The organism is Agrobacterium sp. SORGH_AS_0440 (assembly GCF_031453135.1).
Classification (GTDB): domain Bacteria; phylum Pseudomonadota; class Alphaproteobacteria; order Rhizobiales; family Rhizobiaceae; genus Agrobacterium; species Agrobacterium pusense.
Window position 1 is genome coordinate 282,239 of sequence record NZ_JAVIYR010000003.1, and the last position, 19,765, is coordinate 302,003.

12 protein-coding genes are annotated in these 19,765 nt (G+C 59.1%); 5 read left to right on the forward strand and 7 right to left on the reverse strand.

What is annotated here, in order from left to right; genetic code table 11:
* Positions 1 to 108: 108 nt before the first annotated feature.
* Positions 109 to 1,794 carry an FAD-dependent oxidoreductase gene (locus tag QE453_RS24195; RefSeq protein WP_309778711.1) on the reverse strand — a complete coding sequence of 562 codons (1,686 nt, stop codon included), beginning with the start codon at positions 1,792 to 1,794 and terminating at the stop codon, positions 109 to 111.
* Between the two features lie 99 nt (positions 1,795 to 1,893).
* Positions 1,894 to 2,079, reverse strand: a complete 186-nt coding sequence (locus tag QE453_RS24200) for a hypothetical protein (protein WP_111797270.1) — start codon at positions 2,077 to 2,079, stop codon at positions 1,894 to 1,896.
* 188 nt (positions 2,080 to 2,267) lie between these two features.
* On the opposite strand from QE453_RS24200, the gene QE453_RS24205 reads away from it, so the two are divergent.
* The 5 genes from QE453_RS24205 to QE453_RS24225 all read left to right on the forward strand — a co-directional run bounded on the left by QE453_RS24205 (position 2,268) and on the right by QE453_RS24225 (position 9,955).
* Positions 2,268 to 3,458 carry an efflux RND transporter periplasmic adaptor subunit gene (locus tag QE453_RS24205; RefSeq protein ID WP_309778474.1) on the forward strand — a complete coding sequence of 397 codons (1,191 nt, stop codon included), beginning with the start codon at positions 2,268 to 2,270 and terminating at the stop codon, positions 3,456 to 3,458.
* The gene (locus tag QE453_RS24210) at positions 3,455 to 6,640 is read left to right on the forward strand and encodes a multidrug efflux RND transporter permease subunit (RefSeq protein WP_309778476.1); all 3,186 of its coding nucleotides are present in this window, start codon (positions 3,455 to 3,457) and stop codon (positions 6,638 to 6,640) included. The genes QE453_RS24205 and QE453_RS24210 overlap by 4 nt, the downstream gene beginning before the upstream one ends.
* Before the next feature lie 155 nt (positions 6,641 to 6,795).
* On the forward strand, positions 6,796 to 7,758 hold the full coding sequence (locus tag QE453_RS24215) for a GlxA family transcriptional regulator (protein ID WP_309778477.1): 963 nt from the start codon (positions 6,796 to 6,798) through the stop codon (positions 7,756 to 7,758).
* A 130-nt stretch (positions 7,759 to 7,888) separates the two neighbouring features.
* The gene (locus QE453_RS24220) at positions 7,889 to 8,647 is read left to right on the forward strand and encodes an SDR family oxidoreductase (RefSeq protein WP_020808337.1); all 759 of its coding nucleotides are present in this window, start codon (positions 7,889 to 7,891) and stop codon (positions 8,645 to 8,647) included.
* 132 nt (positions 8,648 to 8,779) lie between these two features.
* Positions 8,780 to 9,955: an MFS transporter gene (locus tag QE453_RS24225; protein WP_031233278.1), complete on the forward strand. Its 1,176-nt coding sequence runs from the start codon at positions 8,780 to 8,782 to the stop codon at positions 9,953 to 9,955.
* 67 nt (positions 9,956 to 10,022) lie between these two features.
* Here the strand turns inward: QE453_RS24225 and QE453_RS24230 are convergent, their stop codons facing one another.
* From QE453_RS24230 to QE453_RS24250, 5 genes are all read right to left on the reverse strand, one after another.
* The gene (locus QE453_RS24230) at positions 10,023 to 10,655 is read right to left on the reverse strand and encodes a glutathione S-transferase N-terminal domain-containing protein (protein ID WP_309778480.1); all 633 of its coding nucleotides are present in this window, start codon (positions 10,653 to 10,655) and stop codon (positions 10,023 to 10,025) included.
* Between the two features lie 326 nt (positions 10,656 to 10,981).
* Positions 10,982 to 13,132 carry a molybdopterin cofactor-binding domain-containing protein gene (locus tag QE453_RS24235; RefSeq protein WP_309778481.1) on the reverse strand — a complete coding sequence of 717 codons (2,151 nt, stop codon included), beginning with the start codon at positions 13,130 to 13,132 and terminating at the stop codon, positions 10,982 to 10,984.
* Between the two features lie 996 nt (positions 13,133 to 14,128).
* Positions 14,129 to 17,386: an error-prone DNA polymerase gene (locus QE453_RS24240; protein WP_309778713.1), complete on the reverse strand. Its 3,258-nt coding sequence runs from the start codon at positions 17,384 to 17,386 to the stop codon at positions 14,129 to 14,131.
* A complete protein-coding gene (locus QE453_RS24245) occupies positions 17,383 to 18,894 on the reverse strand; it encodes a DNA polymerase Y family protein (protein ID WP_309778483.1) in 1,512 nt (503 codons plus the stop codon). Before QE453_RS24245 ends, QE453_RS24240 begins: the two co-directional genes overlap by 4 nt.
* Positions 18,815 to 19,567 carry an ImuA family protein gene (locus QE453_RS24250; protein ID WP_309778484.1) on the reverse strand — a complete coding sequence of 251 codons (753 nt, stop codon included), beginning with the start codon at positions 19,565 to 19,567 and terminating at the stop codon, positions 18,815 to 18,817. Before QE453_RS24250 ends, QE453_RS24245 begins: the two co-directional genes overlap by 80 nt.
* Positions 19,568 to 19,765 lie beyond the last annotated feature (198 nt).

Genomic DNA, 19,765 nt, shown 5'->3' on the forward strand with positions numbered 1-19,765 from the left:
TCGCGTGCTCTATCGGGACCGGATTTCGTTTCTCAACAAGAGACGCCCGTTTGTCGAGGATAAACGCATTTCCGCTGGTGGCCTTTACCGTGCCTGCGCTTGCTTCCGTCAAACCGTGACGTCGAGAAACTTCAGCGCCTGATGTATTTGGCTGACGACCGCGGCCCCCTCGCCCACGGCTGCCGCTACTCTTTTGGTCGAGCCGGCGCGCACGTCTCCGATTGCGAAGATGTTGGGTATGCTCGTCTCCAGAGCGAACGATTGCCGCCCGAGGAAAGACGAGACGTCTTCATCAAACTCTCTGCCTGTAAGCACAAAGCCGTTGTTGTCCGTGTCTATTTTTCCGCCGGTCCAACTCGTATTCGGATCAGCTCCGGCGAACAGGAAGAGGTGGCCGAAATCACAGGCTCTCGTTTGCATCGATTTCTTATGCTGCAGGATGCCTGAGACATTTGGTCCATCGTCCCTGCTGACCGAGACCAGTTCGCAACCCAGATGTATTTCGACGTTGGGCAACGCCGCAATCCGTTCGATGAGATATGATGACATCGTCTCGGAGAGGTCGCGGCGAACGATCATGTGCAGCCGCTTGACGCGTGGGGCGAGGAAAACTACGGCTTGGCCCGCTGAATTTCCGCCCCCGATAAGGGCAATGTCCGAGTTCTCGCAAAGCTTGGCCTCAAGTGCTGAGGCCCAGTACGAAACAGCTGTGTCCTGTATCCGCTGCAAACCATCGATCTCGGGCGTGCGATACCGCGCACCGGAGGCAATCACGAGCGACTTCGCACGAATTGACTGCCCGTCCTCGAGTTCCAGGGATATGGGTGCCGACCTTGCACGAGATATTTCCGGGGCCGTCAGTTCCCTGACCTTTAGCGGCAACGCAACCTCTACCCCGAATTTGAGCGCTTGGCTGAAGGCCCGCCCCGCAAGTGCTGCTCCAGAAATTCCAGTGGGGAACCCGAGGTAGTTCTCGATACGGGATGAACTGCCCGCCTGCCCGCCGATCGCGCGCTGGTCGATAACAATCGACCGTAGACCTTCGGAGGCCGCGTAGACCGAGGTTGCCAGACCTGCAGGCCCCGCTCCCACGATCGCAACGTCGTACAGGGTCTCCGGATCGAGTTCAGGCGTGATACCGAGACATGTCGCTGCCTCCCCCACAGTCGGGTTTCTGAGCATCGTGCCGCTTGGGCAGATCATCAACGGCAGTTCAACCGCCGTTATTCCGAGTCGCTCAACGAGAACGAGCCCATCCTCATCCGACTCGGCATCGAGCACGGTGTGGGGATATCCGTTGCTGGTGAGAAAGCCTTGAAGGCGTATAAGCGAAGGATCTGCTGACGTCCCGATCAGGATCGAGCCGCCTACGCCGGCATCAAGGTAGGCGACGCGCCTTAGGATGTAAGCGCGCATGACAGTCTCGCCGACTTCAGCGGACCCGATGATGAGTGCGCGAAGGTGGGGCGCATCGAAAGCGATAGCCACGCATCCGTCGGGTCCGCCCTTAAGTCCTGATAGTGACGGGCGGCCCGATAGCTGGTTTATCTCGCCTGAGAACTGACCTGCTTTGTGTGCGGCGACATCCTGATCGCCGCGAAAACCGTCATGCCGAAACGCATCGATCTGCCCCTCGAGAACCAGAAAGGCTGGCGCGTTCCGCTCGCCGACAGGAAATATCTCCTGGCCGGGCTCGAATGAAAGCGGCCCAGCGCTGGCGAATCTGCGGGCCGTCTCGACCTGCAAAGGCGTCAGCGTTGGAAATCTCTGATAGTCGCGGGAACCGCTATCCATGGTCCGTTCCTTTTGTCTGCACGCAGTGAGGCCGCGCACGAGGTACCAGGCCTTTGAAAGCGCTCGAGTAACATGCCCGGGACGCGCCCAGGCTTTTCTTCACTCCATCTTGCCGGACGCCGGAGGATCGCTCGCCGGGAAGCTTTCCTGGAGGGCTTCATCGAGAAGCACATCTGCAGGGGATGCAGGCGCGTGTCCCACTACGAGGGCGATGTCCGATAACTCCGGCAGAGTTTCGATACCGTCCCGAACAGCCTCTTCGCTGATCTCAAACTTCATGTTCATCGTTTCCGAGCTCCTTTGACCTCAGACGTTTTCTAGCGACCACCCGAGGATCGATATTGGACGATCGGGTTCCGCTGGGGAGGACCGATCTTACAATCGTTTTTTGCTCGCCTCCGGCACTCTTTTCGAATGTGCCGCACCGACGTTGACCTACGATGCGCATTTCCGCAACACCACAGGGGGCTTTGATGAAGTACCGCTCGATTCCATTTTCACTTTGGCTCCTCGCTTGCAGTGTCGCTTTGACCTCGGCCGGAGTTGCACAGGAAACAAGTCCCGCGCCCCAGGTCGTTGTGGCCAAGCCAGTGCTGCGTGATGTCGTAGACCGCGATGAATTCATCGGCCGCTTCCAGGCTGCTGAGGAAGTTCAACTCCGGGCGCGCGTTGGCGGCTACTTGCAGGCGATCAACTTCAGGGATGGTCAGCTCGTCAAGGAGGGTGATCAGCTCTTCGAGATAGACCAGCGCCCATTCTTGACGGCACTGAACCAGGCGCAAGCCACCCTCGCTGTTGCCACTGCAGGCCTCACTTATGCGCAGGCGCAATTCGATCGCGTCAATTCTCTGGTGAAATCCGGAAGCCAGACGATATCTACCCTCGACGACCGTCGCCGTGAACTGGATTCGGCACAAGCGAATGTCCAGGGCGCACAGGCGACACTCGACCGCGCGAACCTTGATTTAACATACAGCCGGATCACCGCACCCCTCGGTGGCCGGATCGATCGCCATCAGATTTCAGTGGGCAATCTCGTCCAAGCCGACCAGACGCTACTGACTTCCATCGTCATGCTGGATCCGATCGACTTCTATTTCGACATCGACGAGCGCAGGCTGCTGAACTACGCCGAGACGGCACGCAAAAACGGCGAAGTCCTGCAGAGCGGCGGCGGTGGCCTCAAGGTCTCCGTCACCCTTGGTGATCGGAACCGCACCAAATTCCAAGGAACCCTGGACTTCGCCGAAAACCGCGTCGATCCCCAGACAGGCACGCTTCGCGCTCGCGCCCGGTTCGCAAACCCGGATTTCGCATTGCAGCCGGGGCTATTCGGTAGGGTCGAACTCGAGGGATCGAATTCCTATCAGGCTGTTCTCATCCCTGATGAGGCTATCAGCTCGGACCAGGACGAGCGCGTCGTTTTCGTTGTAGGGAAAGACAATACAGTCAGCACGAAGGCCATCCGGCCCGGCCCGCGAATATTCGGTTACCGTGTCGTCCGCAGCGGTCTCGACGGAACAGAGTCCATCATCGTTAGAGGCGTAGTACGTGTGCGCCCGGGCATGAAGGTCGATCCCAAAGAAACAACGCTACCGTCGGAAAACAACGACTCGGTCGCCTCAGCACCGGAAAGCGCCTCGGCATCGGAGGCAGGCCAATGAGGTTCGCACACTTCTTCATTTCCCGTCCGATCTTCGCCTGCGTCATCTCGCTTGTGCTGATGATTGTCGGAACGATCGCCTACTTCGAGCTTCCTGTCTCACAATATCCCGAGATTGCACCTCCCACCATCGTCGTCAGGACCTCCTACCCAGGTGCCGACTCGCAGACGATCGCAGACACCGTATCGACGCCGATCGAGCAGGAAGTGAACGGCGTCGAGGACATGCTTTATATGTCGTCCTATTCGAGCGCGGACGGAGCAATGACGCTCACGATCACGTTCGCGCTGGGAACGGATCTGGACAAGGCTCAGGTCCTTGTGCAGAACCGCGTGGCCGTCGCCCTTCCTCGATTGCCCCAGGAAGTGCAGCGCCTCGGCGTCACGACGACTAAAAGCTCGCCCGACCTCCTCATGGTCGTGCATTTGCTTTCGCCGAATGGCCGATACGATCAGCTTTATACGTCCAACTACGCGCGAAACCGCGTCAGGGATGTACTCGTCCGTCTACAGGGGGTGGGCGACATTCAGATTTTCGGCGAGCGGCAGTATTCGATGCGAATTTGGCTCGATCCTGAGAAGCTGTCTTCATACGGAATGACCGCCACGGACGTTGTGAGCGCACTGCGTGACCAGAACGTCCAAGTCTCTGGCGGCTCGATCGGAGCCCCTCCCACTGCCAGGAAGAACCCATTCCAATACACCGTCCGCACGGACGGCCGCTTTCAGGATGCCCGGCAGTTCCGCTACGTCATCGTGAAGTCAACGCCCGACGGCAGGCTCGTCAAACTCGAAGACGTTGCAAGGATAGAGCTCGGGGCGCGGGACTATGTGACGAACTCCTATGTCAACAATCAGCCGGCGGTGGGCATGGGCATTTTCGCGCGACCAGGTACGAACGCGCTCGAGACGGCCGCGCAGATCAAATCGATTATGAAAGATCTCTCCGGCCAGTTCCCGCCCGGGTTGGAGTACCGGATCATCTACGACACCACGGCTTTCGTGTCGGATTCGATCAACGAGGTCTATAGGACGATCGGCGAAGCGATCGTGCTTGTCGCCATCGTCGTTCTCATATTCCTGCAGTCCTGGAGAACGGCGATCGTCCCAATCGTCGCGATCCCGGTTTCACTTGTCGGTACTTTCGCCTTCCTGGCGGCGTTCGGCATGTCCCTGAACATGCTCACTCTCTTCGGTCTCGTGCTCGCAATCGGTATCGTGGTGGACGACGCGATCGTCGTGGTAGAGAACGTCGAGCGCAATCTCGCGAACGGTATGTCGCCTCGTCGGGCAGCGCACATTACGATGGATGAAGTGGGTACGGCGGTCATCGCCATATCGCTCGTTCTCATCGCCGTGTTTGTGCCGACGGCCTTCATTCCGGGAATTTCGGGCCAGTTCTACAGGCAATTCGCCGTGACTATCTCGATCGCGACAGCAATTTCTGCACTCAACTCGCTGACCTTGTCTCCGGCCGTTGCAGCGATCGTCCTGCGCCCTCACGATCACTCGGAGACGAAAACGAACCCCGTGACGAAGCTCACGAAATGGTGTGCCGATATCTTCAACCATTGTTTCGACAAACTCAGCGCCGGCTACTCAGCAATCGTGCGGAGTATCGTCAGCTCGAAATCCGGTCTAAGCTGTGCAGTTGTCGTCTTCGTCGCTCTCCTCGGAGCAACCTGGTTCCTCAACACCAAGGTGCCGAGCGGCTTTATTCCGATCATGGACCAGGGTTATGCGATCGTGGTCGTCCAGCTTCCGGAAGGCGCATCCCTCGACCGCACCGATGCGGTGATCAAGAAGGCCGGGAATATCGCCAAGGACACGCCTGGTGTCGCCAACGCGGTGCAATTTGCAGGTTTCAGCGGTGCAACCTTCACTAACGCTTCGAACGCTGGCGTGATTTTCACACCATTCAAGCCGTTCGAGGAGCGGCTGGCGACCGGGGACACGTCGGAAAAGATCATCCGGGCGCTCTATAAGAACCTGCAGAGCGTCGATGAGGCCTTCATCATTGCCATCCCTCCTCCACCGGTTCAGGGCATCGGCAATTCGGGCGGCTTCAAGATGCAAATTATGGACCAGGACAACTCGAACATGACCCGCGTCCTTGGCCTCGCTCAGCAGATGATGGTCGAAGCGAACCGGACACCAGGTCTCACCGGGGTCTTCACCACCTTCTCGGAATCCAGCCCGGAGTATTTCCTTGATATCGACAGAGACAAGGCCCAGTATCTGAACGTTCCGATTCCCAATATCTTCGACACTCTATCCAGCAATCTGGGTGTCGCTTACGTCAACGATTTCAACGCATTCGGGAGAGTCTATCAGGTCCGTGCCCAGGCGGACAAACAGTTCCGCCTCGAACGCGACGATATGCTCGATCTCAAGGTCAAATCTGCAGCCGGAGCCCTTGTTCCATTAGGAACACTTGCAAACATCAGGGAAACGAGCGGCCCGACGCTCGTACAGCGCTACAACATGTATGTCTCTGTCCCACTCCAGGGCAACGCTGCTCCTGGGATTTCTACGGGCGAAGCGATCGCAAAAATGCAGCAGCTTGCTGCAAAAACGCTACCGTCGGGTACGGCGTACGAGTGGACCGAACTGTCCTACCAGGAAACCCACGCTGGGGGCAGCGCTGTCTACATCTTCGCGCTATCAGTAGTCTTCGTATTTCTCGCACTGTCCGCACAATATGAGAGCTGGATCCTGCCGGCGGCAATCATCCTTATAGTTCCGCTGGCGGTGCTGGGTGCGCTTTTCGGGGTCTATCTAAGGGGGATGGACAACAACATCCTCACGCAGATCGGCTTCGTGGTTCTGATCGGCCTGGCGGCGAAGAACGCCATCCTGATCGTGGAATTCGCGCGCCAGGCGCAAGACGCGGGAAAGACCGCAGTGGAAGCAGCTGTCGAAGCCTGCCATCTGCGTCTGCGCCCGATCCTCATGACGGCACTCGCATTTATCTTCGGCGTCTTGCCACTCGCGATTGCCGAGGGTCCTGGCGCCGAAATGCGGCGGTCCCTCGGTACCGCCGTGTTCAGCGGCATGATCGGAGTCACGCTGTTCGGCCTGTTCCTGACTCCAGTGTTTTACGTAATGCTGCGGTCGCGATATGTACCGAGGAAGCATGGCGAGGACGAGTGGGTGCCCGAGACGAGACAGGCGGCTGAGTAACCCTCTCCGATCGAAGCCATCGCGAGCCGGAAGCCGCGGTGGCAATCGCAATATCGCCACTCCATATAGAAGGTCTGCCGGCGTCTCCGATAGGAAGCAACGTCGGCAGTGCCGCATTCAGCACTGCACCGAAAACAGCAGGAGTAATCAGGACCATGCGCAGCGTGGGTTTCATTCTCGAGGACGGCTTCCAAGTCATGGGACTGGCGGCGCTCTCCGCGTTCGAATTCGCAAACCAGGAGTTGGGCGAAGAGGCCTATCGGCTGACCGTGATGTCTGAAAAAGGTGGGACGGTCAGATCTTCGCTGAACATCGGCATCCAGACGCGGAAGCTCGAAGAGTATCCCGATACATTGATGGTCGTCGGCGAGTTGGTTCCACGTGCGCCCTCACCGACACTTCGGCAATACATCGCCAATGCTGCCACGGAAAGTAGGCGTGTTGCGGGAATCTGCACTGGAGCCTTCCTCCTGGCTGAAGCGGGCCTGCTTGATGGTCGGCTCGCCACGACCCATTGGGCACACGCACGCAATCTGCAGCGTAAGTTCCCACAAGTTCATGTCGACGAAGATCGAATCTTCGTTCACGACGAGAACATCTGGACATCAGCCGGAATGAGTGCCGCCATTGACCTGACTTTAGCGCTCATCGAGGATGACTACGGGGCGGCGCTTTCAAAGACGATTGCGCGCAAACTTGTCGTCTACCACAGGAGGCCAGGCGGGCAGTCCCAGTTCTCAGTTCTTCTCGAGCTCGAGCCACGTTCCGACCGCATCCGAAAAGCACTCATCTATGCCAAGGAGCATCTTCGAAATCCCTTGAGCGTCGAAGAGCTCGCGGATTCCGCTAACCTAAGCCCTCGCCAGTTCAGTCGGCTGTTCCGCGACGAAACGGGACATTCTCCGGCAAAAGCCGTTGAGCGACTTCGGCTCGAGGCAGCAAAGGCAATGCTCGAGGACGGAAGCCATCCCGTTGAAATCGTGGCACGCGATACAGGTTTCGCTGATCGGGATCGTATGCGCCGCGCGTTTCTTCGCTCATTCGGTCAGCCGCCTCAAGCTGTTCGTCGCACTCTTAAAATGATCGGAGGCGCTGGGCTGGAGAATGTGGAGAGCTGACGGGCAAATAATGTCCTAAAATGCCGTTTCCTTGACATTTGAGACGATCGCATTTTGGGACATGATCCTCCAATCGAAACCGAGGCGATGCGGCTAGAAATACGCGCGTCTCAACGAATAGGAGCGATCCATGAAAACGACAGGTAACACGATCTTCATTACGGGCGGAACTTCCGGCATCGGCCGCGGGCTGGCGGAAGCTTTCCACAAGCTTGGAAACAAGGTCATCATCGCGGGCCGCCGCAAGGCCTTGCTCGACGAAGTCTCCGCGGCAAACCCAGGGATCGATGGGGTCGAGCTCGACATCAACGACATCAACGACATCCATCGCGTCGCCAAGAAGCTGATCGCCGAGTATCCCAAGCTGAACGTCTTGGTCAACAACGCGGGCATCATGCCGTTCGACGATGCGTCCGGCCTGGTTGACGACGAAGTATCACGTCGCATCATTGACACGAACCTGCTTGGCCCGATCCGTATGACCTCCGCGCTCGTCGAGCACCTGAAGGCGCAGCCCGAGGCGACGATCATCAATAACACATCCGTGCTCGCATTCGTGCCACTCGCTTCGAACGCGGTCTATTCAGCGACAAAGGCAGCCCTTCATTCATACTCGCTTTCGCAGCGGTTCATGCTTCGCGACACTAATGTACGGGTCCAGGAAATCGCTCCGCCATGGGTCGATACGGACCTAGTCAAAAAGAGCGGCGATCCGCGCGCGATGCCGCTGGATATTTTCATCCAAAAGACGATGAAGGGTCTCGAGACCGACGCCCCGGAAGTTTACGTCGAGGAAATTGCGGCCCTTCGCGACAATCCGGGGAACAACGAGCACGCCTTCGTTCACGGATTCAATGAATCCTTGGCGGCAAATCCGATCCCAGTCTAGGCCTTCAAAATCGCGGCATTGCTTCCCGTTCAATGGCCGGGAAGCAAATTCTGCGGGGAATTCGTCATGTCAAATCGACTGAAAATCACAGACAACAGGATGTCGGGTGACGGCGTTGTGCAGAATACAGAAATGTCGGCACCGTCCCTGGTCCCAGCCTATTTCCTCGCCCTCGGCACCTTTGCCATCGGCACGGAAGGCTTCATGATCGCTCCTCTTCTACCAACCATCGCCGACGATCTGGGCATGAGCATTTCGACGACCGCCATGTTGGTCGTCGTATTTACGCTCGTCCTGGCCATCAGCTCGCCGATCACGACCGTCGCGACCGGACGAATGAATCGCCGCGACTTGCTGATCGTTGCGATGACGTTGTTCACCGTCGGTAACCTTGCCGCCGCTTTCTCTTCCACCTTCGCCACCTTGCTCGTAGCGCGTGTCTTGATGGCGGTCGCATCGGGCCTTTACGTCCCGAATGCCAATGCGCTGGCGGGTGCCATAGCCGGTCCGCAAAGACGTGGTCGCGCCCTTGCGATTGTCAGCGGCGGGATGACCATTGCGATTGCACTTGGCCTGCCCCTCGGCGCGCTAGTTGGCCATGCGTTTGGTTGGCGTGCCACGTTCCTGGCTGTTGCGTTTATGGGCCTCATTGCGATCGTTGGCATTCTGGCGGGCATACGCCGGCAGGTCGGAGACGGTATGGCCGTCGCCAGCCTTTCCGAACGGGTCAGTGTCGTCCGCCAGACGGCAATACTTGAGCTACTCGCGGTCACCCTGTTCTGGTCTCTCGGGGCCTATACTGCGTACCCTTACATAGCGCCCTATCTGAAATCCGAGCTCGACTTCGGAGTGACCGGCATCGCCGCAACCGTTTCAATGTGGGGTATCGCCGCCGCCATCGGAGTAACCACCGGCGGAGCGCTCAACGACCGGTTTGGCTCGCGCAAGGTAGCCACGGCTTCCCTAGTCATCTTGGCACTGTCTTTCCTTGCCCTTGCCGCAGTGACGGGCCTGACGCCATCAACTGCACTGGTTCCGACCCTCGTTGCGATCGCCGTGTGGGGTTTCAGTGTCTGGTCCTTTTTCCCGGCACAAATGGCGCGCCTCATCCAGGCCTCGTCGCCGTCCCAGGCGTCGGTATCTCTTTCGTTGAATACGTCAACGATGTATCTCGGCTTCTCGATCGGAAGCGCTATCGGAGCGGCCATCGTTGGTGCCGGCGACATCTGGCTCATCGGAGTGGCAGCAGGTGCAGCTGAAATTGTCGCCCTACTCCTTGACCAGCGGTTCAAGCGCCAAGGGGTTTGAGCACGAGCACCCCTTGAACGCTCGGCGGCGGTGTCCGACATCGCCGCCGAATATCTTCATTTGCGCGTCACGGCAATGGATCAGGATCGTCGATAACAACGAGCCCGCGCCCCTCCGCATTCAGAGCATCCCGTACCGACTGCCGCTCAGATACAAGCTTGAGCAAATTCCTTACGCGAGAAAACTCATCGGTCGGGATCCCGAAATGCCTCGCCCAGCTCCCGATCACGAAAAGATAGGCATCGGCGGCCGTGAAGGTCTCCCCGGTCAGGAACGGGCCTTTGAGGCTCCCTTCGAGGAATCCGAGGCGGCTACGGATACGTTGTAAGACGAGCGTCCGCATTTCCTCGTCGATCGGCCAGAACATCGGTACGAAACTCTTATGCAGTTCCGCAGCGACGTAGCTCTGCCACTCCATGACACGGTAGCGCTGCATGGTCCCCGGTTCCGGCATCAGGTCACGACGTCCCGCAAGATCACAGAGGTATTGAGCGATCACGAGATTCTCGGTCAGCGTCTCGCCGTTGTCCAGTTCCAGCAGTGGTACCATTCCCCGCCGGGCGACCTTCCAGTAGTCGGAGCCATCCGCGCGAACTTTGGCAGTGACATTGATCACCTCAAGGTCGAAAGGTAGACGCGTCTCGCGCAACAGGATGTGGACGGAGAGCGAGCTTGCTCCAGGATGCGTGTAAAGTTTCATTGGATGATCTCGATTGAGTGGGAGATTAGACAACGGTATACGGAATCTACGCCGCATGATCTTGCCGATGGAATTATCCGGCCTCTCGACTTCCGCCGTGGTCCTCGACAAATTCCAGCCGAACTTCGGACCAGAAAGAGACTGCACTCTGCGACCCGTCGACAACGCGCAGCACCGACCATGTAGTCTCGTGCTGAAGATGGCACCGCCCGCTTTTAGCCAGCTGTAGGTGTCAATTCGCGTGACACATTGCGGTCGGTTTTCGTTTGAGCCAAAGGACGGCGCGCGACCACAGTTGAGCCAACGCCGTCTTTCAGCTCTTGTTGCTAGCTCAGAGCTGCCTCCGCGAGCGGCAATGAACGGATGCGTTTTCCGGATGCCGCAAAGATCGCATTCGCGAGCGCAGCTGCGGCAGCAGCCGTTGCTGCCTCGCCCACGCCGCCCGGGTTCTCCTGGCTCTTGACCTGATAGATTTCGATCTTGGGGATCTCGTTGATCCGGAGCGCTCGGTACATATCGAAATTGGTCTGGTCGACTGCTCCGTCGGTGAAGGTGACCTGATTGTACATGGCGCTGCTCAGCCCGAAAATCACACCTCCCTGCATCTGGGCTTCGACGGTATCGGGGTTGATCGTGATCCCACAATCGACCGCAATGACCGATCGAAGAAGCTTCACTTCCTCTTTTGTAATCTCGATATCGAGGACATGTGCGAGATAGCTTCCGAACGCCACCTGAAGGGAGACCCCCCGGCCTCTTCCGGCTGGAAGCTTTTCGCCCCAGCCCGCCTTCTCCGCCGCCTCGTTCAGGACCGCCAGCGCGCGCGGGTTTTTGGTCAACATCCTGCGTCTGAACTCGACGGGATCCTGTTTGGTCGCCGCAGCCATTTCATCCACGAAACTTTCAACTACGAAGAGATTGTGCGACGGACCAACTCCACGCCACCAGCTCGTATTGACGCCGTCGGGCTCGCTGCGGACATAGTCCACGAAAACTGCGTCTTCGTCGTAGGGTGTTTCCGAGGCGCAGTCGATCGCATCGGGGTCGACGCCATTGATGAAGGCTGCGGGTGCGTAGCGTGCAAAGATCGAGGATCCCGTCACACGGTGCGTTCGTCCAATGAGCCGACCGTCCGTGTCCAGTCCCGCCGCGACCCTGTCGTAGTAGTAGGGACGGTAATAATCATGCGTCATGTCCTGTTCTCGGGTCCAGACGAGCTTTACCGGATACCGGATATCCTTGAGGAGCCGGGCGGCGAGTTCGATTGAATCCACATCAAGGCGACGTCCGAACGCCCCCCCGATTAACTGATTGTTCACAACTACGCTTTCCTGCGGCAGTCCGGTTGCTTCCGCGACGGCCTTTTGTGCCCGCACCGGAACTTGTGTGCCGACCCACATCTCTGCCTTGTGGTCCTGAATGTGAAGCGTGCAATTGAGCGGTTCCAGCGGTGAATGGGAGAGAAAGGGGGACTCATAGACAGCGGAAAGCTTCACCGCCGCATTCGAAATCACCGAGGCGGCATCCTTGTCGTTGCGGATGATCACACCCTGTTGCTGCGATGCCTGTTCCAGTTTCTCGACGATCGAATTGAGATTCATCGATCCATTGGGTCCGGCCTCCCATTCGATCTCAAGCGCATCGATGCCTGCCTTAGCGGCCCACATATGATCGCCGATTACGGCCACGGCATCGGGCAGCTTGACGATATCGTGAACGCCTTTGACCGCTCGCGCTGCATCTTCGTTCATCTTCGAGATCAGCCCCCCGACTACCGGGCTTATGGCCAGGGTCGCAAATTTCATGTCGGGAATAATGATGTCTATCCCGTAGATAGCGCTGCCGTTCACCTTTTGCGGGGTATCCAGGCGCTTGGCGCGGGTGCCGATGACCCTGAATTCCGAGGGCACTTTCAGCACAACGTTCTCAGGAACCGGCAATAGCGCAGCTTTGGGTGCGGCCTCGAGGTACGTCATGGATCGTCCGGCGGCATCATGATGGACGACGCCCAGCTCGACACGACATTCAAAGGCCGGCACCGACCATTCGGACGCGGCCGCCTGAACCAGCATCATCCGCGCAGCCGCCCCAGCCTGCCTAAGGCGCATCCAGTCAGCTCTTGTCGACGTTGAACCCCCTGTCGATTGGTCGAACAGGAGAGGATCGAGATATTTCGAGAGGTCCGGAGGCGCCGGTTGGAGCTTGACCTGATCAAGTCCAACCTCGAGTTCTTCGGCTATCATCATGGTGCTGGAAGTGAAGATGCCCTGCCCGACCTCGTGATGAGCCATGATCAGAGTAATGCCGTCGGTATCGATTTTGATGAACGCATTCGGGAAGAACGATTTTTGGCTCTCCTGTCCGGCGGCGACGGCCGCTCTCCCCAGGCGCGGAAGCTGGACGGCAAGCACCAGTCCCGCCGTTGCCAAAACCGTGCCCTTCAAGAAATTTCGCCGCGAGTGCAAGTTATTGATCATCGCTCTCTTCTCCGGTCCGGCACCCTGGATCTGACACCGAAGCCCACATTCCGGACAGACAAAATCTGTGAGCTTCGATCCGAGAACTTGCGTCCGTATCGAATGGGTTTATTGGACGATCCGGCAGCAACAGCGAGAACGTTGGAAAAGGCATTCTGATCGGATCCAGCCGCTCCCAAAGGGCATCTCAGGAAATGCACTCTGGGTATTGCCGGGTGATTTTGCCCCCTTTGTTATTATACCATGATCCGGCGTTGCCCAAACGACGGCGATTTGAACAAGCCATCGCATGATGTGTTTCGGCATGGAAACCCTCAACGCCGATTGACAAGCTGGAAACCACCCCGACGGCTTCGACGATACCGTCATCAGCGTTCGCACTTGCGAGAACGGCTGGTGACAGTGCCAGGCGGGCTCCCGGGTGTGACCTCGACCATATGAAGATGGTTTTGTTTGCCATGCTCGTTTATGCATTCCGACACAATTGGAGAGAATGTGTTTGTCTCTTTCCAGGAATCCTCGATGATCGCCCGTTTCGACCCCAAGGCGTTCCGATTGCGGAGCCTTGAGATTTCACTGGAAATGTACCATCGGGACATTTCGATCGAGGAGATCTGGTGCCGGTAATGGAACAACGGCAGCAGTTTTGGAACCCGTTCCTTCGTGACCCTGGGCGCGCCTTGCGCCCGCGACTTTATGCGCATTTTTGCCCCGGGGGATGTGGGATAATACCCCGTGCCTGGGGTGGTCGGCCGTGCACTTGGCCAAGATTGCGTCCGACCCAAGACGGTTTTGCCGTTCGCTATGGACGGTGGCTTTTTGGGTGTTCTCCCACCGCCAGCGAATTAGTGACGGGTTAGCCGTCGGAACCTGCGTTCAGACGAGCTCTCCAGACGCTACGCGCGACGTGGAAATGAGCCCAGCTTTACGGCCAGTAATTCACAATCATGCTCTTGAACAAATTCGAACCTCCTGCCAGTAGTCTCCGCCCATAAATCACTGAAAATTCCGGCTCTTCACCTTGAGCGTTTCGATATGGAGATCAGGCACGAACATATCCCTTGGGACGACCGGCTTCAGCCGATCGCGTGAATCCGGCCCGCCGCCTCCGTGGGCAAACTCATCGCCGCGACCAGCCGGCAGCCTGAACTCCGTATCTCGATCGGCAAGGCCAACCAGATCGCCTGAGAGATCGAAGAGTTGCTGGGCGACGAGATGGACGACCTCCCCTTCCCGCTGAATCCGTCCGTTGATCGCCATCATCGAAGATCCCAGCACGATGCGCCTGCGTTTCTCGAACAGGGTGGGCCAGACAACGACGTTGGCCGGTCCGGTCTCGTCTTCGATGGTGATGAACATCACACCCTTGGCAGATCCCGGCTTTTGCCGCACCAGCACGAGGCCAGCGGTATAAACCCATCGGCCATCCCGGGCATTCATCGCTTCGGCACAGGTGATGATATTGCCTGCCGACAGGTCCTTGCGCAGAAAGGCGACCGGATGCTGGCGCAAAGTCAGCCCGATGTGACTGTAGTCCTCGATGACGTTATGGCCATCCGTCATTTGCCGAAGCGCCACCTCTGGCTCCTGCTGCTCGGCAATCGCCGTCGCCTCCCGTTCGGCTGCGGCTGCAAACAACGGTAAAGGCTCGTCGCGCAGCGCCTTGATCGCCCAGAGCGCATCGCGTCGTTCGAGTTTCAGCGATGGCAGAAAGGCGTCGGCCTCCGCGAGTTGAACAAGCGCTTCGGTCGGCACGCTGGATCGGCGCCACATGTCATCGACTGAGGCGAACGGGTTGTTCATGCGCGCTGCAACGATCCGTGCGGCGTCCGCGACAGCCAGCCCTTTCACCTGCCGAAACCCGAGGCGCACAGCATGACGATCGCTGCCTCCAATCCTTTCCAGCGTGCAGTCCCATCGCGAGCGGTTGACGCAGACCGGCCGCACCTCGACGCCATGCTTGATCGCGTCCCCGACGATCTGGGCCGGAGCATAAAATCCCATTGGCTGGCTGTTGAGAAGGGCTGCACAAAAGACGTCGGGGTAATGGCACTTGATGTAGTTCGAAGCGTAGGCAATCAACGCAAAGGAGGCCGCATGACTTTCCGGAAAGCCGTATGAGCCAAAGCCCTCCAGCTGCGAAAAGGTCTTTTCGGCGAACTCGGCCGAATATCCGTTCTTGACCATGCCTGACACCAGCTTGTCCTTGAAGCGCGAGACGCCGCCGGTGAACTTGAAGGTCGCCATGGATTTGCGTAGCTGGTCGGCCTCACCGCCGGTAAAGCCGGCACAGACCATGGCAACACGCATGGCGCTCTCCTGAAACAGCGGCACACCAAGTGTCTTGCCGAGCACTGCCTCCAGCTCAGGGGTCGGATATTCGACCGGTTCCTTGCCTTCGCGACGACGGAGATAGGGATGCACCATGTCACCCTGGATTGGACCCGGCCGCACGATCGCCACCTGCACGACGAGATCGTAGAAGGTGCGCGGTTTTAACCGCGGCAGCATCGCCATCTGCGCGCGGCTTTCGATCTGGAACGTGCCGAGCGTGTCAGCCTTGCGGATCATCGCATAGGTCGCGGCATCTTCCTGCTCGATCTTCGACAGATCGAGATTCTCGCCCTTGTGTTCGCGGATCAGATCGAAGGCCTTGGCCATGCAGGTGAGCATCCCGAGCGCCGACACGTCCACCTTCATGAACTTCAGTGCCTCGACATCGTCCTTGTCCCATTCGATGATCTGCCGGTCTTTCATCGTCGCCGGCTCGATCGGCACGAGATCGTCCAGCCGGTCATGGGTAAGAACAAAACCGCCGGGGTGCTGCCCCAGATGCCGCGGAGCACCCATCAGCTGCTGCGCGAGTTTCAGGGTGAGCGCTAAGCGCCGGTCGTCGGGGTTGAGATTGAGCTCACGGATGTTTCTGTCGGGTACTTCTTCCGACCACGACCACATGCCTGACGATAGCGCCTTGATGACATCCTCCGGCAAGCCAAGTGCCTTACCGACATCGCGGATCGCGCCCTTGGCGCGGTACCGCGTAACGGTGGCGCAGAGGGCCGCCTTATCCTTGGTGTAGGTCTTGTAGATCCACTGGATGACCTCCTCGCGCCGTTCATGCTCAAAGTCGACATCAATGTCCGGCGGCTCGTCGCGCTCCTGACTGACGAAACGCTCGAAGAGCAGATCATTGGTCGAGGGATCGATTGAGGTGATGCCCAGAATATAGCAAACAGCACTGTTGGCGGCGGACCCCCTGCCCTGCCAGAGAATGCCCTGGCTTCTGGCAAAGCGCACGATCGAAAACACCGTCAGGAAGTACGGCGCGTATTTCATGGTGCGGATGAGATCGAGCTCGTGCCGAACGGTCTTTAAAACATCCGGTGGCAGGCCTTCCGGATAACGATCGGGCGCACATTCCCAGACATAATGCTCGAGCGATCCTTGAGCATCCTTGCCCGGCGCGATGGCTTCCTCCGGGTACTGGTAGGTCAGTTCCTCGAGCGAGAATTTGCAGCGACGCACGATTTCCAGGGTTCGCGCGAGTGCCTGCGCGTAGCGCGGAAACAGGCGTTCCATTTCCTCCGGCGGCTTGAGGTAGCGGTCGGCGTGGCGTTCGCGCTCAAAGCCGACATCGTCGATCGTGGTGTTGTGCCTGATACAGGTGACGATGTCCTGCAATTGCCGCCGGCCCGGCTCATGAAACAGCACGTCATTGGTGACGACGGTTTTGACTTTGAACCGGCTCGCCATATTGGATATCTCATGCAGGCGCAGCTGGTCGTTCGGTCGCCGACGCAGGCAGAGCGAAACGTAGGCGCGATCGCCAAAAAGCTCAGCCATCTTGCGAAGCTGCGCGGCGCAGGTGGCATCCGGCAGATCCGGCACCAGAATGCCGATCATGCCCTCGGAGTAAGCAACAATATCGTCCCAGTGCAGGATGCAGTTGTTCTTGCCGCCGCGCGATTTGCCCAGCGTGATGAGGCGCGTCAGGCGCGAATAGGCGGATCGGTCCATCGGATAGACCAGCACAGACATCCCATCCGCGAGATCGAGCCGACAGCCGACGACCAGGCGCAGACCCGTGGCGCGAGATGCTTCCAGGGCGCGGACGATCCCGGCCAGCGAATTGCGATCGACGACGCCGAGTGCTTCGATGCCGAGCTGTTTCGCAGTCTCGAACAATTCCTGTGCAGAGGAGGCGCCGCGCAGAAAGGAAAAGTGGGTCGTGACCTGCAGCTCGGCATAGCTCATGCGAAGATCCCATGCAGGTACCATTGCCGATCCCCCGTCTCGGGATCGACGCCGTCCCCCGAACGGAAAATCCAGTAGCGCTCGCCCGCTTCGTTCTCGACGACATAATAATCGCGGAGAGCTTCGAACTCGCTGTCTCGCATCCACCATTCCCCGAATATGCGTTCCGGCCCATCGGCGCGCACGACATTGTGCCGGCGGCCGCGCCAGGTGATGCTTCGGGGCGGATAGTCGGGCATCAGGGCGATCGCCGAGATTGGGTCGGGCCTGTCGAGCAGTCGAACGGGCCGTTGCCAGTGATGCGTCCAGATCTCGCCGACCGGCTCGGAGGTGGCCGCGACACGCCGCACGCTGCGCTCTGGGACATCCGATGCGACGGGCGCCAGGCGATAGACCCGCTGGCCCCGGTTTCCAAGGACGTCGATAAGGGGCGTAATGTCCGTCGTCTCTTCGGCGACCAATGAGGACGACCGCTGCTCCTCGTCCAGTGTCTCGGACATGACGGCGACGAGTATGAGCTTCTCGATGCCAAAGCCCGGCTCGATCTTTTCCGTTCTGTCCCGAAACAGCTTGGTCAACCATGCTACATCGCGGGCAGGCTTGGCGGTACCTGCGCGAATGGCCTGCCTGGTACCGTCGACCTTGTCGACGATCAGGTCCGTGCGGCGCACGCCGAGGCCGCGGCGCTGGAGTTCGCCGACGAGCTGGGTGACCAGCCTTCCAACATATTTGTTGATCGTCTCGGCCGCACCGATAGGCTCGGCGAACGACCGTGACACCTCGATCCATTCTGGCGCCCGCACGGGCTCGATCGGTTCGGACATGCGGCCTAACATCTGGTCGAGGCGGCGACCGATCTCGGGGCCAAAGCGCAGCGTCAGCGGTGCGCGGGCCGTATTCGCCAGTTCACCGATCGTCTGGAAGCCCAGCGTCCTCAAATCAGCGACGATCTTCTCCGGAAGGCGCAGCAGCGAAAGGGGAAGCTTCTCGACAGCGCGCACCGTGCCACCCCTCGGCACGATGACGGTCTCCCTGTTGATCGCCCGCGCGCAGGCATGGGCGGCACCCCAAGTGTCGGCAACGGCGACGCGGGCATTGAGCTTCTTTGCCCGGAACTGGTTGGCTATTTTTGTCACCATTGGCAGCTCGCCGCCCTGCAGGTGGTCGGCGCCCTCCGTATCCATGACGATGCCATCGATCCCATCGACGGCGACGATCGGCGAATAGACCGTCAACGCCCAAACGGTAATCCGTTCAAGAGCAGCAGCGTCGGCCGCAGGGTCGGCCTCGATCAGCATCAAGTCGCGGAAGATCGCCTGGGCTTTCGCAGCCGGCATTCCTGGCCTCACGCCCGCCTTTCGGGCGGCCGCGTCGGCGGCAGAGACCCATCGCTTCGACCCTGACCTGGCAATCACGGCAATGGCCTGCTCAGGCGGAATGGAGGGATCGGCCCGACGAATGCGATCCGTCGGCAGATCCGGAAGATAGATGGATACGACCCTGGTCATCACACGCTCTCACGAGAAACTCAGCACACTCACCCGCTTTCACGCGCATCAATTCGAGAAACCATTGGGCCCTCCCGACCCCCGGGACCGGAAGCTCTTCCGAAGGCATGACGCTGACCCGCCATCTAGTGGTCGAGGCCGTCGGTTGCCCGAAGTCGTTCGCCTCCGTCTGCCGTCTCCAGCGGCGGACGGCGATGGCCATAGTTCCAGTCTTTTCCGCGACGAGCTGGAGACGCCGCGACGCCGTCATGGGCAATCGAACGAGTTCTCCGACGACGACGCCGAGGCCGCCGAAGGATAGGCACTCCTCCATGCTCGCCAGGACGTCCTCCTCCTTGTCCCCCTCTACGAACACGACACGGTCCGGATGAAGGCCAACCTGCGCCAGCGCCGGCATGAAAAGGTCGGGCCGTGTCAGACACCATGCCACCTGCCCCTTTGTCCGGGCGGCTATTCCGGCAACAAAAAGCGCGGCCGCCGCGCCATCGACCGTACCCGAGCCCCCGCCCGCGAACTCATGCAGCGCCCCATAGGCAAGACCCCCGCCAGGCAGGGCCGCATCGATGTCGGGGACACCGAAGGGCAGACAGCCGGCGCGTCTGGCCGACACGCCCTCCATCGCGGCGATGCGATCTCGCAAGTCGCAGATTACCCTCTGACGGGCAGCGGTCATCGTTCACGGCTCCCTTCAAGGTCGTGTTGGCGGTTTCGACGTCATGTCGCGTGGCTATCTGTTCATTGTTTGTTCTTATGACACTCAAGAGTCAAGCGAGGAATATTGTCCCAGCATTAGCGATCCTGAAGATTCGAAGCGGAATCAAGCGCGTATAGGTAAAAGAATTTTGCAGGCCTGCCGAATGACGGTGCACGC

Excerpts from the sequence above, each read along its gene's own strand:
- QE453_RS24235 (WP_309778481.1), bottom strand. The coding sequence starts at position 13,132 with ATGATCAATAACTTGCACTCGCGGCGAAATTTCTTGAAGGGCACGGTT.
- QE453_RS24220 (WP_020808337.1), top strand. The coding sequence starts at position 7,889 with ATGAAAACGACAGGTAACACGATCTTCATTACGGGCGGAACTTCCGGC.
- QE453_RS24230 (WP_309778480.1), bottom strand. The coding sequence starts at position 10,655 with ATGAAACTTTACACGCATCCTGGAGCAAGCTCGCTCTCCGTCCACATC.
- QE453_RS24210 (WP_309778476.1), top strand. The coding sequence starts at position 3,455 with ATGAGGTTCGCACACTTCTTCATTTCCCGTCCGATCTTCGCCTGCGTC.
- QE453_RS24250 (WP_309778484.1), bottom strand. The coding sequence starts at position 19,567 with ATGACCGCTGCCCGTCAGAGGGTAATCTGCGACTTGCGAGATCGCATC.
- QE453_RS24205 (WP_309778474.1), top strand. The coding sequence starts at position 2,268 with ATGAAGTACCGCTCGATTCCATTTTCACTTTGGCTCCTCGCTTGCAGT.
- QE453_RS24225 (WP_031233278.1), top strand. The coding sequence starts at position 8,780 with ATGTCGGCACCGTCCCTGGTCCCAGCCTATTTCCTCGCCCTCGGCACC.
- QE453_RS24200 (WP_111797270.1), bottom strand. The coding sequence starts at position 2,079 with ATGAACATGAAGTTTGAGATCAGCGAAGAGGCTGTTCGGGACGGTATC.
- QE453_RS24195 (WP_309778711.1), bottom strand. The coding sequence starts at position 1,794 with ATGGATAGCGGTTCCCGCGACTATCAGAGATTTCCAACGCTGACGCCT.
- QE453_RS24245 (WP_309778483.1), bottom strand. The coding sequence starts at position 18,894 with ATGACCAGGGTCGTATCCATCTATCTTCCGGATCTGCCGACGGATCGC.
- QE453_RS24215 (WP_309778477.1), top strand. The coding sequence starts at position 6,796 with ATGCGCAGCGTGGGTTTCATTCTCGAGGACGGCTTCCAAGTCATGGGA.
- QE453_RS24240 (WP_309778713.1), bottom strand. The coding sequence starts at position 17,386 with ATGAGCTATGCCGAGCTGCAGGTCACGACCCACTTTTCCTTTCTGCGC.